Annotated in this window: 13 protein-coding genes; 10 read left to right on the top strand and 3 right to left on the bottom strand. The window is 71.8% G+C overall.

All coding sequences use genetic code 11. The annotated features are described in order from the left end of the window. Positions 1 to 38 precede the first annotated feature (38 nt). From QFZ76_RS23275 to QFZ76_RS51830, 3 genes are read left to right on the top strand one after another with little or no spacing between them, the layout of a single operon-like run. Positions 39 to 1,769 carry an amidohydrolase family protein gene (locus QFZ76_RS23275; protein WP_307675564.1) on the top strand — a complete coding sequence of 577 codons (1,731 nt, stop codon included), beginning with the start codon at positions 39 to 41 and terminating at the stop codon, positions 1,767 to 1,769. Next, positions 1,766 to 3,220 (top strand): aldehyde dehydrogenase family protein, encoded by a 1,455-nt coding sequence (locus QFZ76_RS23270; protein ID WP_307675563.1) that lies wholly within the window; start codon positions 1,766 to 1,768, stop codon positions 3,218 to 3,220. The genes QFZ76_RS23275 and QFZ76_RS23270 overlap by 4 nt, the downstream gene beginning before the upstream one ends. After that, positions 3,180 to 3,908 (top strand): ATP-binding protein, encoded by a 729-nt coding sequence (locus QFZ76_RS51830; protein WP_373464341.1) that lies wholly within the window; start codon positions 3,180 to 3,182, stop codon positions 3,906 to 3,908. The genes QFZ76_RS23270 and QFZ76_RS51830 overlap by 41 nt, the downstream gene beginning before the upstream one ends. Here QFZ76_RS51830 and QFZ76_RS23265 read toward each other — a convergent pair. Then, positions 3,841 to 4,236 carry a nitroreductase/quinone reductase family protein gene (locus QFZ76_RS23265; RefSeq protein WP_307675562.1) on the bottom strand — a complete coding sequence of 132 codons (396 nt, stop codon included), beginning with the start codon at positions 4,234 to 4,236 and terminating at the stop codon, positions 3,841 to 3,843. The genes QFZ76_RS51830 and QFZ76_RS23265 overlap by 68 nt on opposite strands. A gap of 104 nt (positions 4,237 to 4,340) precedes the next feature. Between QFZ76_RS23265 and QFZ76_RS23260 the strand changes: the two genes are divergently transcribed. The 3 genes from QFZ76_RS23260 to tnpB all read left to right on the top strand — a co-directional run bounded on the left by QFZ76_RS23260 (position 4,341) and on the right by tnpB (position 7,241). After that, positions 4,341 to 5,189, top strand: a complete 849-nt coding sequence (locus tag QFZ76_RS23260; RefSeq protein WP_307675561.1) for an endonuclease/exonuclease/phosphatase family protein — start codon at positions 4,341 to 4,343, stop codon at positions 5,187 to 5,189. A gap of 219 nt (positions 5,190 to 5,408) precedes the next feature. After that, positions 5,409 to 5,561, top strand: a complete 153-nt coding sequence (locus QFZ76_RS23255; RefSeq protein ID WP_307675560.1) for a hypothetical protein — start codon at positions 5,409 to 5,411, stop codon at positions 5,559 to 5,561. A 231-nt stretch (positions 5,562 to 5,792) separates the two neighbouring features. Continuing rightward, positions 5,793 to 7,241 (top strand): IS607 family element RNA-guided endonuclease TnpB, encoded by a 1,449-nt coding sequence (tnpB, locus tag QFZ76_RS23250; RefSeq protein WP_307675559.1) that lies wholly within the window; start codon positions 5,793 to 5,795, stop codon positions 7,239 to 7,241. A 96-nt stretch (positions 7,242 to 7,337) separates the two neighbouring features. On the opposite strand, the gene QFZ76_RS23245 is transcribed toward tnpB, so the two are convergent. After that, on the bottom strand, positions 7,338 to 7,547 hold the full coding sequence (locus QFZ76_RS23245) for a hypothetical protein (RefSeq protein ID WP_307675558.1): 210 nt from the start codon (positions 7,545 to 7,547) through the stop codon (positions 7,338 to 7,340). Between the two features lie 72 nt (positions 7,548 to 7,619). Here QFZ76_RS23245 and QFZ76_RS23240 point away from each other — a divergent pair, with 72 nt between their 5' ends. Together QFZ76_RS23240 and QFZ76_RS23235 are read left to right on the top strand one after the other, a co-directional pair. Further along, complete coding sequence (locus QFZ76_RS23240; protein WP_307675557.1) at positions 7,620 to 8,117, top strand: protease inhibitor I42 family protein; 498 nt, start codon at positions 7,620 to 7,622, stop codon at positions 8,115 to 8,117. A 13-nt stretch (positions 8,118 to 8,130) separates the two neighbouring features. Next, entirely contained in the window at positions 8,131 to 8,559 is a 429-nt protein-coding gene (locus QFZ76_RS23235; RefSeq protein WP_307675556.1) for a hypothetical protein, read from the top strand. Between the two features lie 14 nt (positions 8,560 to 8,573). Here the strand turns inward: QFZ76_RS23235 and QFZ76_RS23230 are convergent, their stop codons facing one another. After that, complete coding sequence (locus QFZ76_RS23230) at positions 8,574 to 10,106, bottom strand: CehA/McbA family metallohydrolase (RefSeq protein ID WP_307675555.1); 1,533 nt, start codon at positions 10,104 to 10,106, stop codon at positions 8,574 to 8,576. 156 nt (positions 10,107 to 10,262) lie between these two features. On the opposite strand from QFZ76_RS23230, the gene QFZ76_RS23225 reads away from it, so the two are divergent. Beyond that, positions 10,263 to 11,141 carry an LLM class F420-dependent oxidoreductase gene (locus QFZ76_RS23225; RefSeq protein WP_307675554.1) on the top strand — a complete coding sequence of 293 codons (879 nt, stop codon included), beginning with the start codon at positions 10,263 to 10,265 and terminating at the stop codon, positions 11,139 to 11,141. A 69-nt stretch (positions 11,142 to 11,210) separates the two neighbouring features. Next, positions 11,211 to 13,796 (top strand): bifunctional FO biosynthesis protein CofGH, encoded by a 2,586-nt coding sequence (locus QFZ76_RS23220; protein WP_307675553.1) that lies wholly within the window; start codon positions 11,211 to 11,213, stop codon positions 13,794 to 13,796. The last annotated feature ends 15 nt before the right edge of the window (positions 13,797 to 13,811 follow it).

Genomic DNA, 13,811 nt, shown 5'->3' with positions numbered 1-13,811 from the left:
GTAAGGACACCGGCCCGGAGTTCGAGGAGGCAAGGTCCATGCTTGATCACGTCATCAAAGGCGCGACCGTCGTCGACGGGACGGGCGCCCCCGCGTTCACTGCCGACGTCGGTATACGAGAGGGCCGTATTGCCGCCGTCGGACGGATCTCCGAAGAAGCCCGGACCACCGAGGACGCCGCCGGCCTCGTCCTCGCCCCCGGCTTCGTCGACCCGCACACCCACTACGACGCCCAGCTGTTCTGGGACCCGTACGCGACCCCCTCCCTCAATCACGGTGTCACCACGGTCGCCGCCGGCAACTGCGGCTTCACCCTCGCCCCGCTGAACCCGGCTCGCCCCGAGGACGCCGACTACACCCGACGGATGATGTCCAAGGTGGAGGGGATGTCCCTGGTCGCGCTGGAGGAGGGGGCGCCCTGGAGCTGGCACGGCTTCGGGGAGTATCTGGACGCGCTGGAGGGGCGGATCGCCGTCAACGCGGGGTTCATGGTGGGGCATTGCGCGTTGCGGCGGCACGTGATGGGCCCGGACGCGATCGGCGGACAGCCGAACGAGGAGCAGCTCGCGGCAATGATCCGGTTGCTTCACGAGGCCATGGACGCCGGTGCGTGGGGCCTGTCCACCACCCAGTCTTCTACCCACTCCGACGGCGACGGCAAGCCGGTCGCCTCCCGGCACGCCCTGCCCGCCGAGCTGCTGGCGCTGTCGCGGGCGGTCGGTGAGCACGAGGGCACGCAGATCGAGGCGATCGTCGCGGGCTGTCTCGACCAGTTCAGCGACGCGGAGATCGACCTGCTCGTGGAGATGAGCGCGGCGGCCGGGCGGCCCCTGAACTGGAACGTCCTCACCGTCGACGCGTCCGTCCCCGAGCGGGTGCCCAGGCAGCTCCTCGCGAGCGAGCAGGCGCGCAAGGCTGGCGGCAGGGTCGTCGCGCTGACCATGCCGATCCTCACGCCGATGAACATGTCCCTGGGCACGTTCTGCGCGCTGAACCTGATCCCGGGGTGGGGTCCGATCCTCGGCCTGCCCGTCCCGGAACGGATCGAGCGACTGCGTGACCCGTCCGTCCGGGCCGGGATGCTGGAGCGGGCCGGTTCCAAGGAGGCGGGCGTCTTCCGGCGGCTGACGCACTTCGGGCGGTACGTCATCGGCGACACGTACAGCGAGGCGAACCGGGGTCTGAGCGGGCGAGTGGTCGCGGACATCGCGGCGGAACGCGGCCAGGACCCGTTCCAGTGCCTCGTCGAGATCTGCGCCGCCGACGAACTGCGTACGGTGCTGTGGCCCATGCCCACCGACAACGACCCGGCGTCCTGGTCGCTGCGCGCCGAGACCTGGCAGCACGAGGACGTGCTGCTCGGCGGGTCGGACGCGGGCGCGCATCTGGACCGGATGTGCGGGGCCCCGTACACGACCCGCTTCATCGGGGACTGTCTGCGCGGCCGGAAGCTCGTGAGCCTGGAGCAGGCGGTGAAGATGCTGACGGACGACCCGGCGCGGCTGTTCGGGCTGCGGGAGCGGGGGCAGCTGCGGGAGGGCTGGCATGCGGACCTCGTCCTCTTCGACCCGGAACGGATCGCCGCGGGCACGGCCACCCTGGTGCACGACCTGCCGGGTGACAGCCCCCGGCTGGACTCCAAGGCCATCGGGATACGGGCCGTGTGGGTCAACGGGGTCGAGGCGATCCGGGACGACGCGGTGAGCGGGGCGGTGCCCGGGAAGGTGCTGCGGTCCGGGCGGGACACGCGGACGGTGGCGACCAGGTGACTGCTGAGGGACAGCGGCTGTTCGTCGGCGGTGCCTGGATCGAGCCGGACGGCGGTCACTACGAGGTCGTCGACCCGGCGACCGAGGAGACCGTCGGCCGGGCGCCGGAGGCCTCGCGGGATCAGGTGCGCGCGGCCTGTGCCGCGGCCCGCGAGGCCTTCGGGCCGTGGTCGTGTACGGCGCCGGAGGAACGGGCGGCGATCCTCGCGCGGGCCGCGGGGATCATCGGCGGAAACCTGGAGTCGTACGCCGACCTCGCCCGGGCGGAGACCGGGGCGACCACGGCGACGGCCCGGCGGATGCAGGTCGGGGTAGCGGCCGCCCGCTTCCGGCGGTACGCGCGCGTGGAGCCCGCCGAGTGGGCGATCCCGCCGCAGATCAACGAGGCCGGCCCGATGGGGCGGGCAGCGGTGATGGGCGCGCTGGCCGTACGGCAGCCGGTCGGGGTAGTCACCTGCATCACCTCGTACAACAACCCCTGGGCGAACCCGGCGGGCAAGGTCGCCCCGGCGCTGGCGATGGGCAACACGGTGGTGGTGAAGCCGGCCCCGCAGGACCCGCTGTCGGTCTACCGGATGGCGGAGGCGCTGGAGGCGGCCGGGGTGCCGCGCGGGGTGGTGAACGTCGTCTCGGGCCGGTCGGTGGAGGTGGGGGAGGAAGCCGTCTCGTCCCCCGACGTCGACATGGTGAGCTTCACGGGCTCGACGGCGGTCGGGCAACGCATCGCCGAGGTGTGCGGTCGGGGGATGAAGCGGCAGCTGATGGAGCTGGGCGGGAAGGGCGCGGCGCTCGTCTTCGACGACGCGGACGTCGGCTCGGCCGTCGCCGGGATCGGGACGACCTTCTCCTTCTACAGCGGGCAGATCTGCACGGCGCCGACGCGGGTGCTTGCACAGAGCGGGGTGTATGACCGGCTGGTCGAGCAACTGGCCGCATATGTCGGGCGGTTGAAGGTGGGGGACCCGCGGGAGCCGGATACGGTCGTCGGCCCGGTGATCTCGTCGGGACACCGGGACCGGGTGGAGTCGTACGTCGAACTGGGCCGGAAGGAGGGGGCGGTGGTGGTGACGGGCGGCGAACGGCCGCCGCTGGAGCGGGGTTTCTACGTGGCCCCCACTCTCCTCGCCGACTGCACCAACGACATGCGGGTGGCCCGCGAGGAGATCTTCGGCCCGGTGGTCGTGGTCGTCCCCTTCGACGAGGAGGACGAGGGCGTGGCGATGGCCAACGACACCGACTACGGCCTCATCGACTACGTCTGGTCGGCGGACGTCGCCCGAGCCTTCCGGGTGGCGCGGCGACTGCGGGCCGGCGGGGTCGGCGTGAACACGGTCGGGCGGAACATGGAGGCACCGTTCGGGGGGTTCAAGAGGAGCGGGGTGGGGCGGGACGTGGGGTCGTACGCGCTGCATGCGTACAGCGAGGTGCAGGCGATCGTCTGGCCGGGGTGAGGGGAGGGCCACTCTGCTCACACGACCGACGTGCGGACGGAAGGATCTCGGACCCCCGTACGTCATCTGCGGTCCCTATCGTCATGCTCAGGCGCCTCGTCTCGGAGCGCACCGTGGGAGGCCATGGCCAGGGCCCCGGCGCCACCCGTCTCTCCTCAGTGATCGGAGACTTCCGATGGCGACGTTATCCCCACCCTGGGCCTACACCCTCGACCTTCCGCGCGATGCCCGCGCGCCAGGTGTCGCCCGCGCCACTCTGCGCACGGTCCTGGCCGTCCATGGCCTCGCCCGGCTCACCCCCACCGCCGAGCTGCTGGTATCGGAGCTGCTGACCAACGCCCACCGGCACACGAGCGGCCCCTACGCCCTCCGTATCCGCTCCGTCGGGCCCGGTCGGCTGCGGGTCGCCGTCTGGGACTCCGACTCCCGCCTGCCGCCCGGGTTCGGCGGCGGTGGCGGTGGTGCTCCAGCCTCCGTACCGGCGGAGGACGCCGAGGGCGGTCGTGGGCTGCAGATCGTGCGGGCTTGCGCCGATACGTGGGGCGGATACGCGCTGGGCGATGGGCACGGCGGGAAACTGCTGTGGGCCGAGTGCGGGTCCGCGACCGTGTCCTCGTTGTTCAGACCGTCAGATCCACCCGCACCGTCAACAGTCCGGTCCCCAGCACTCGTACCCCCGCACTGTTGAGCCGCGGCAGGCTGCGTAGACGGGCCACCGGGTCGTCGTCGGGCAGGAGGTGAGCCGTTCCGGTGTGCCAGCGGCCCCGGATCCGTACCCGCACGCGTGGATCGGCCTTGATGTTGCGGACGTACTGGGAACGCTCGCCGAACTCCGAGACCAGCCAGAAGGAGTCGCCGACGCGACGGCCGCCCACCGGGGTGCGGCGGGGCAGGCCGGAGACGCGGCCCGTGGTCTCCAGGACCGTCTGGAGGGGGAGGCGGCGCAGGATCGGGTTGCCGACGCGGCGTTGGAAGGTCGTGGCGGCGCGGAACCTGAGGTCGGCGAGTCGGGGCATCGGCGGTGGGCTCCTTGTGAAGCAGTCGCAAGGGATGGGCGGAACGTTCGAACGGCTGCTTCAATGGTCCCCGACGCCGCGGGATGCGAGGACGGTGGCTGCGGATGAGGGTCGTGACCTGGAACCTGTGGTGGCGCTTCGGCCCCTGGGAAGCGCGGCAGAAGGCGATCCTCGCCGTGTTACGGGACCTGCGCCCCGATGTCGTCGGGCTGCAGGAGGTGTGGGCCGCGGACGGGGAGAACCAGGCCGAGTGGCTCGCCGACGAGCTGGGCCTGCACTGGACGTGGGCGCCGTCCCCGTCGCCCGAACGCTGGCGGCGCCGCATCGGGGACCCCACCGTCGACATCGGCAACGCGGTCCTCAGCCGCTGGCCAGTGGTCGACCAGGAGGTGCTGGAGCTGCCCGCACCGGCCGCCCTCGCCGACGGCCGCACCGCCCTGTACGCCCGCCTGGCCACCCCCGCCTACGATGTCCCCTTCTTCACCACCCACCTCACCTCGGCCCCGTACGCCTCCGCGGTGCGCTGCCGCCAGGTCACCGCGCTCGCGGAACTGGTCGCCCGGCACCGGGGCGGCACCCCCTTCCCGCCCGTCGTCACGGGGGACTTCAACGCCTGGCCGGACTCGGACGCCGTCCGCCTGTTCGGCGGTTACAAGACCGAGCCGGCCGTACCCGGCCAAGTCCTCTACGACGCCTGGGAGTACGCCGACCCGGCCGCCCCCTCCGCCACCTGGACACCCGAAAACCCGCACACGGCACGGGTGTTGGAGCCCCCCGTCCGCATCGACTACATCCACGTCGGCCCGCCCGGCCCGGTCGGCGAGGGTCACGTCCGGCACGTACGGCGGGCGGGCGACGGGCCTGTGGACGGGGTGTGGGCCTCCGACCATGCGGCGGTGGTGGCTGACCTGGCGGATGTGGCGGACCTCGGGGGCGAGACCAGCGTTCCTTGACGGAGGGCAGGGAAACGGGCGCGCGCGGTCCAGGCGCCGGGGCTGCTGTCGGGCGCCACCCCGCGGCCCAACTCCAGTGGCTCCGTGGGCGAGCGCCACCCGCGTCGCGTGGATGCTGTGGGAGCCGTGTGCGCGGCGTGTGATCAGGCGGCGAGGGCGCCTGGGCCCCGTGTTACGGTCCCGCGGGCGTGATCATGTGAACGGGGGACGGGGCCGGCGATGGCAGGGGTTTTTCGGCGGATCGACGAGTCCGCGACCGAGCGTGCCGAGCGGCTGGCGGGGCTGAGCGAGCGCATGCTGAAGGCGGGGAGCAAGAACGATCTGCTGGATCTGATCGACCTGGCGTTCGCGGAGGCTCCGCCGGAGGGCTGACGGCTGCTGAGCAATCCGTCAGTGCGTCTCAGTCTCTCTCGGCTTGTGTCGTGATGGCGTGAAGCTCTCCGACTGGGACGGTTCGTCATGGCGTGCCCTGCCTGGTAGGGGCCCGGGTCTTTGCCTCCTCGGACGAAAACAGGCGTTCCCTCATCGAATGCGTGACCTTTGCGGGTGGGTGCTCGTTGGGTGCGGTGAGGGAATCTTCAAAACGGGGGGTGAGACTGTCGAGTGAGCGGGAAGTTCCGGCCGCAGCCCGGTTTCGTGGTGCAGGCGTTCAAGCTCGCCCTCGACCCGAATGCCGGGCAGGAGCGGGCGCTGCGCTCGCACTGCGGTGCCGCGCGCGCCGCCTACAACTGGGCCGTGTCCTGGGTGACCGCCGCGTGGTGGCAGCGCAAGGCCGAAGCCACCTACGGCATCGGCGAAGAGGAGTTGACGCCGTGGCGGCCGTGGTCGCTGCCCGCGCTGCGCAAGGAGTTCAACCGGATCAAGACCACCGAGGCGAGATTCGCCGACTGGTGGCAGGAGAACTCCAAGGAGGCCTACAGCACCGGCCTCGCGAACGCGGCCGCTGCGTTCGACAACTACGCCAAGTCCAAGCAGGGCAACCGCAAGGGGTGCCGGGTGGGTGTCCCGCGCCGGAAGCCGAAGCGGAAGGCCCGCCTGGCCTGCCGGTTCACCACTGGCACAATCCGTATCGAACCCGACGGCCGGCACATCACCCTGCCCCGGCTGGGCACGATCCGCACCCACGAACCCACCGTCAAGCTCCTGGCCCGCGTCCAGTCCGGCACGGCGCGCATCCTGTCCGCAGCCGTCCGGCACGAGCGCGGGCGCTGGTTCGTCTCCTTCCAGGTCGAGACCGACCGGGAGATCACCCGCGTTGCCCGCCCGGATGCGGCGGTCGGGATCGACTTGGGTGTGAAACACCTGGCGGTCCTGGCCGACAGCTCCGGCGAGATCCGCTACGAGCCGAACCCGAAGCACCTGGACGGCGCCCTCAAGCTGCTGCGGTTCCATTCCCGCCGAGCCTCCCGGCGGCAGGGACCGGATCGCAGGACCGGCCGGAAGCCGTCGAAGCGGTGGGAGAAGGCCAACGCCGAGCGCAACAGGATCCACCACCGGGTGGCGAACCTGCGCACCGACGCACTGCACAAGCTCACCACCCGCGTACGCGCCGAGTACGGCACCGTCGTGGTCGAAGACCTCAACGTCGCCGGAATGCTCCGCAACAAGCGACTCGCCCGCCGCGTGGCCGATGCCGGGTTCGGGGAGATCCGGCGTCAGCTCACCTACAAGGGCCGACGAAACGCCTGCCCCACCATCGTGGCCAACCGCTGGTACCCCTCCTCCAAGACCTGCTCGAACTGCGGCGCGACGAAAGCCAAGCTGCCGCTGCACGTGAGAGTCTTCGACTGCGACGAGTGCCCGCTTGTGATGGACCGGGACGAGAACGCAGCCCGCAATCTGGTCGCCCTCGCGGCGGCCTGCACCACTGGTACCGGAGTGGCCGGAGACCAGGACACGCCCCGCGTGTCGAAGCCTCGTGGAGCCGACCGTAAGACCCGCCGCCAACGCCCCAGCCGCAAGGCCAGGGCGGGGCGGGCAGGTGGCGCAATCCCGCAGCAGCGGACAGAAGCGAGAGACCGTACTCAAACCGAAGCACTCACGCTTTGGTGAAGTGACGGACCTTCCGGGCAGTAATGCCCGGATTGCTGAGATTCCCTGAGGATCGAAGCAACGGAAGATCCGTACCGCGATCGACTCCAGGGCCTGCTACGCGTCGGAGCTGCTGGGCGGCGCCGTCTCCGCGGAGGCGATCAACTCGTACGTCGCGGCCTGGACGGCCGAGGCCCGCACGATCGAGGACGCGCTGCACGAGCTCGCCGACAAGCTGCGCCTCGCCAAGGGGGCGTACTCCGGCAGCGACGGCCTCGTCCAGACCCAGGTCAGCAGCGTGAGCGTGGCCGGGAGCGAGATGACCACGATGCCGACCTTCGCCGAGCGGCCCTCGGTTCTGTCCCAGTACTGAAGTACTGAGGGACAAGGAAGCGAACAGTGAACTCAACGATGCGTACGGCGTCCACCTCCCGGAGCTGGGCGGTGGCGGTCGCCGCGGTCGCGCTCCTCGCCCTCGCCACGGGCTGCGGAACGGGCACCGACGACTCCGGCGAGCCCGCCAGGCCGGCCGAGCCCGTCAGCCATCCCACCCAGGACCGCAGCATCTCCGCCGGGGTCGGCGAGCGCTTCACGCTCACCGTCGAGGAGAACGCCTCCACCCGCGAGCACTGGTACCTGGGTGATCCCGGGCCCGACACCTCGGTGGTCCGCAGCCGGGGTGAGAAGAGCGCCTCGGACTCCGGCGACGAGCCGGTGCCCGGCGCCGGCAGCGATCTCACCTTCACCTTCGAGGCCACCGGCAAGGGCAGCACCGAGATCGTGCTGATGCACTGCACGTTCGCCACCACCTGCGAGGGCGACGACACCGGGACCCCCTCTTCGACGCCGACCCCGACCGGGCCCGAGCGGGTCACCTACACCGTCACCGTCAGCTGAGCCGAGGCCCGCGATGAACACGCCCCCCGACCACCCGTCCCACACCGACGACGAACTGGCCGAGTTCGACGTCACCGTGCTCCTGCGCTACGGCCTCACCGCCGCCCCCGGCCCCCGCCGCACCGCCCTCTTCGGCGACGGCGCCGCGGCCGCCGCCGTGATCCTCGACCGCCTCGGCACCCAGCCGCGCTCGGTGGCCTTCCTCGCCGAGGTGGTCCGGGCCGGAGGCCTGGCGTACACGGCGGAGCTGCCCGAGCCGTTGCCGCGCCCCGAGGCGGCAGCGGTCGTACGCGACTGGCTGGAGGCCGCCACGCAGCCAGTGCCGCGGCAGGCAATGGCGGGCGGTGCCCCCGCCGACGAGGCGGCGGCCCGCTGGCTGGGAGCCGTCGCGACGATCATCGAGGTGAAGCAGCTGACGAGGGCGCGCGCCAGGCAGAACTGAAGCGCACCCGGTGGCTAGAATCGCCCCAGGAAGATCGGGTTCGTGAACGCCGCCAGCGCCCCCGGCAGCGGCCCCGCCGCCGCCTCGTGCCGCACCTCCGCCCGGACGTACGCCGCGTAAGCAGGGGTCGTACGCCACTCGACGACCCCCGAACCGGCCACCGGCAGCGGCGCGCTGGTGAACAGCACGCCCTGGTCGGTGACGAGGCGGACCGTGCAGCGCGGGGCGCCCGTGACCTCCAGGCGGACCGTCACCGGCGTGTCCCCGGCCGCCTCCAGCCGCTCGCCGATGCCCGCGTGCTGGCCGCGACCGCCCGAGGCCGTGAACGCGAGGGACACGCTCTTCGACTCGGCGACGTACGAACGCCCCGCGCGGATGCCCTCCTGGATGGCCTCGCGGGTCAGGTCGTCGGCGAGGACGACCGTCTGGGGGAGGCCGATCACGTCCGGGTCCCGGTGGGCGTCGCTGTTGCCCATCGCCGGGATCCACTCCCGGCCGCCGCCCCGCACGGACGCCACCAGCATGCTGTCCCAGTCGGCGAGCGAGACCTCGTCGTCGGGGGTGTACGGCCCGTTCCACACCTCCACCGCGTCCGCCTCGCCGAAGCCGAACTTCCAGTTGCAGCCGATGCAGGTGGCGTGCGGGTGGGCCGGGACGACCAGGCCGCCGGCGCGGCGGATCTGCCGGGCGAAGCGGCCGAAGCGGTTATCGCGGGCCCGGTAGCGCCAGTCGACGAAGGTGCCGGGGTCGGTGCCGAGGGCCACCACGTGGCCGTTCCTCGTGGTGACCTCCTCGCCCAGCATGATCAGCAGGTCCTCGCCCGCCTCGGGCGCCCAATGGGCGTGCGCGGCATGGGTGTTGTGCTCCGAGGAGTTGATGAAGTCCAGGCCGGCGGCCCGCGCCAGCGCCGCGATCTCGGCGGGGGTGCGGCGGCCGTCGGAGTACCAGGAGTGCAGATGGCAGTCCCCGCGGTACCAGTCGCGGCCCCGGCCCTTGGCGCGCGAGGGCGGGTACGCCGGCCGGACGGCCGCGCCCGGCTCGCCGTAGGTCAGCGTGATCGTGATCTCGTACGACAGTCCCTGCGGGGAGACCGTGTACGGGCCGAGCGCGATGTGCCAGGTGCCCTCCCGCACCGGGCCCGCGAGGTACCCCGGCGTCGCGTCGTCCGCGCGGAGGAAGAACTCCGTCCGCGCGCCGCCCGACCAGCCCCGGAAGCCCCTTCCGCCCAGTTCCGTACCGCGCTCGTCGAAGATGCCGATGTCGAGGGCGTTGCCCGCGGTGCCGGCCGGGACGGACGGGCGGTCGTAGGTGTAGGCGACCCTGATCTCGCGTACGCCGGAGGGGACTTCGACGGGCACGTACACGAAGTCGGGGGAGCCGGTGGGCAGGGTGCCGCGGAGCGTCCGGGTCTCCTGGTCCCCGTCTGCCGCCCCGGCCGCTGAGGCGAAGGTCACGCTTCCCAACGTAAGCGCGGCGGCGGCTCCCGTCACGAAGAGTGCGCGTCTTCCGATGCTGTGGTGGACGTTGTCGTCGTTGGCGTCACACATGCCCCAACCGTGCCGCACGCGCGTGAACGGCCGTGGAAAGACAGGGGAATTGGTGCCCCGGGGTGAAGACCCACGCAAAGACCCACATCAAACCCCACGTAAAGATGCCGACCGGTCGGTATGGACAGATGGGCGCGAAGTCGGTACAGATGAGCCATGCGTATCTCCGTGACGATCTTCCTCACCGACGAGACGATCACCCCGACCCGGCTCGCCCGCGAGCTGGAGCAGCGCGGGTTCGCCGGGCTGTACCTGCCCGAGCACACGCACATCCCCGTCGAGCGGACCAGCCCGTACCCGGCGGGCGGCGAGCTGCCGCCCGAGTACGGCCGCACCCTCGACCCCTTCGTCGCCCTCGGCCAGGCCGCGGCGGTCACCGAGCGGCTCGGCCTGGGCACCGGCATCACGCTGGTCGCCCAGCACGACCCGATCGACCTCGCCAAGCAGGTCGCGAGCGTCGACCACCTCTCCGGCGGCCGCCTCACCCTCGGCCTCGGCTTCGGCTGGAACGTCGAGGAGGCCGCCGACCACGGCGTCGAGTGGCGCACCCGGCGCGAGCTCGTCCGGGACCGGATGGCGCTGATGCGGGCGCTGTGGAGCGAGGAGCCGACGGCGTACGAGGGGGAGTTCGGCAGCGTCCGGGCGAGCTTCGCGTACCCCAAACCCGTACAGAAGCCGCGCGGCCCGGTGGTCGGTCCGCGCACGCTGGTCGGCGGGGCGGCCGGGCCGAAACTCTTCGCGCACATCTGCGAGTACGCCGACGGGTGGCTGCCGATCGGCGGCCGCGGCCTGTCGGAGTCGCTGCCCGTGCTGCGCGCCGCCTGGGCGGACGCGGGCCGCGACCCGGCGGCCCTCCAGATCGTCCCGTACGCCGTCCACCCCTCGCCGGGCAAGCTGGCGCACTACGCCGAGCTGGGCATCGAGGAGGTCGTGGTGCAGCTGCCGCCGGCCGGGGAGGCGGAGGTGCTGGGCGTCCTGGACGACTGTGCCCGTTATCTTCCCGCCGTCGGTGACGCCGCCCGTGACACCGTGTAACGCCGGGTGGGCGGGGACGAATCGGACGGTTCCTGACTGCACTGATCACGTCGCTCGTATGCTCGAAGGATGACGACTTCCGCGACCCCCGGAACCGGCCCCACCGAGAACTCCATGCGTCGCGCCCTCAAACGCGCTCGGGACGGCGTCGCCCTCGACGCCGCCGAGGCCGCGGTGCTGCTCCAGGCCCGAGGTGAGGCCCTGGAGGACCTCACCGCGTCCGCCGCCCGCGTGCGGGACGCGGGCTTGGAGGCGGCGGGCCGCCCCGGCGTCATCACCTACTCCAAGAGTGTCTTCATCCCCCTCACCCGGCTGTGCCGGGACAAGTGCCACTACTGCACCTTCGTCACCGTCCCCGGCAAGCTGCGCCGCGAGGGGCACGGGATGTTCATGTCCCCGGACGAGGTCCTCGACGTGGCCCGCCGCGGCGCCGCCCTCGGCTGCAAGGAAGCCCTGATCACCCTCGGCGACAAGCCCGAGGACCGGTGGCCGGAGGCGCGCGAATGGCTCGACGCGCACGGCTACGACGACACGATCGCGTACGTCCGCGCCATCTCCATCCGCATCCTGGAGGAGACGGGCCTGCTGCCGCACCTCAACCCCGGCGTGCTGTCCTGGACGGACTTCCAGCGCCTCAAGCCCGTCGCCCCGTCCATGGGCATGATGCTGGAGACGACCGCCGAGCGGCTCTGGTCCGAGCCCGGCGGCCCGCACTACGGCTCCCCGGACAAGGAGCCCGCCGTACGGCTGCGGGTGCTCGAGGACGCCGGCCGTTCCTCCGTCCCCTTCACGTCCGGCATCCTCATAGGGATCGGCGAGACGTACGAGGAGCGGGCGGAGTCGCTGTTCGCGCTGCGGAAGGTGTCCCGGGCCTATCACTCGATCCAGGAACTGATCATCCAGAACTTCCGCGCCAAGCCGGACACCGCGATGCGCGGCATGCCGGACGCGGAACTGGACGAGCTCGTCGCCACGGTGGCGGTCGCCCGGCACATCATGGGCCCGTCGGCCTGTCTCCAGGCCCCGCCGAACCTCGTGGACTCCGAGTACGAGCGGCTGATCGGCGCCGGCATCGACGACTGGGGCGGGGTGTCCCCGCTGACCATCGACCACGTCAACCCGGAACGCCCCTGGCCCCAGATCGAGGAACTGTCCGAGAGGTCGGCCGCCGTCGGCTTCGAACTGCGCGAACGCCTGTGCGTGTACCCCGAGTTCGTGCAGCGCGGCGAGCCCTGGCTGGACCCGCGGCTGCGCCCGCACGTACGGGCGCTCGCGGACCCGGAGACCGGCCTCGCCCGCCCGGACGCCGTCGTCGAGGGGCACCCGTGGCAGGAGCCGGAGGAGGCGTTCACCGCGTCCGGCCGTACGGATCTCCATGTGTCGATCGACACCGAGGGCCGTACGTCCGACCGCCGCGACGACTTCGACGAGGTGTACGGCGACTGGGCCGCCCTGCGCGAGGCGGCCGTCCCCGGCATGGTGCCGGAGCGCATCGACACGGACGTACGCGCGGCGCTGGCGACGGCGGCGGACGACCCGACCCGCCTCACCGACGAGGAGGCCCTCGCCCTGCTGCACGCGGACGGCCCGGCGCTGGACGCGCTCACCCGCATCGCCGACGACGTCCGCAAGTCGATGGTCGGCGACGACGTCACCTACATCGTCACGCGGAACATCAACTTCACCAACGTCTGCTACACCGGCTGCCGCTTCTGCGCCTTCGCCCAGCGCCGCACGGACGCCGACGCCTACACCCTCTCCCTGGACCAGGTCGCCGACCGCGCCCAACAGGCCTGGGAGGTGGGCGCGGTGGAGGTCTGCATGCAGGGCGGCATCCATCCCGACCTGCCCGGGACGGCGTACTTCGACATCGCGAAGGCGGTCAAGACCCGCGTCCCCGGCATGCACGTGCACGCCTTCTCCCCGATGGAGGTCGTGAACGGCGCGACGCGCACGGGCATGTCCATCCGCGAGTGGCTCACGGCCGCGAAGGAGGCCGGCCTCGACTCCATCCCCGGCACGGCCGCCGAGATCCTCGACGACGAGGTCCGCTGGATCCTCACCAAGGGCAAGCTGCCGACGGCCACCTGGATCGAGGTCGTCAGCACGGCCCACGAGCTGGGCATCCGCTCGTCCTCGACGATGATGTACGGCCACGTGGACCAGCCGAGGCACTGGCTGGGGCACCTGCGCACGCTGGCCGGCATCCAGCAAAGGACGGGCGGCTTCACGGAGTTCGTCACCCTCCCCTTCATCCACACGAACGCGCCGGTGTATTTGGCCGGCATCGCCCGCCCCGGCCCGACCATGCGGGACAACCGGGCGGTGACGGCGATGGCCCGTCTGCTGCTCCACCCGCACATCCCCAACATCCAGACCAGCTGGGTGAAGCTGGGCACCGAGGGCGCGGCCGAGATGCTCCGCTCCGGCGCGAACGACCTCGGCGGCACCCTCATGGAGGAGACCATCTCCCGCATGGCGGGCTCCTCCTACGGCTCGTACAAGTCCGTCAAGGACCTGATCGAGGTGGCGGAGGCGGCCGGCCGCCCGTCGAAGCCGCGGACGACCCTGTACGGGGAGGTCTCCGAGGAACGGCAGCGGGCGGCGGCAGTGTCGGACGGGCATCTGCCGGAGTTGTTGCCGGTGTTGGACTGACCCGGGCTCCGGCCG

Source organism: Streptomyces sp. V4I2, assembly GCF_030817655.1.
GTDB lineage: Bacteria > Actinomycetota > Actinomycetes > Streptomycetales > Streptomycetaceae > Streptomyces > Streptomyces plumbiresistens.
This window is presented reverse-complemented; position numbering and strand designations above follow the sequence as displayed.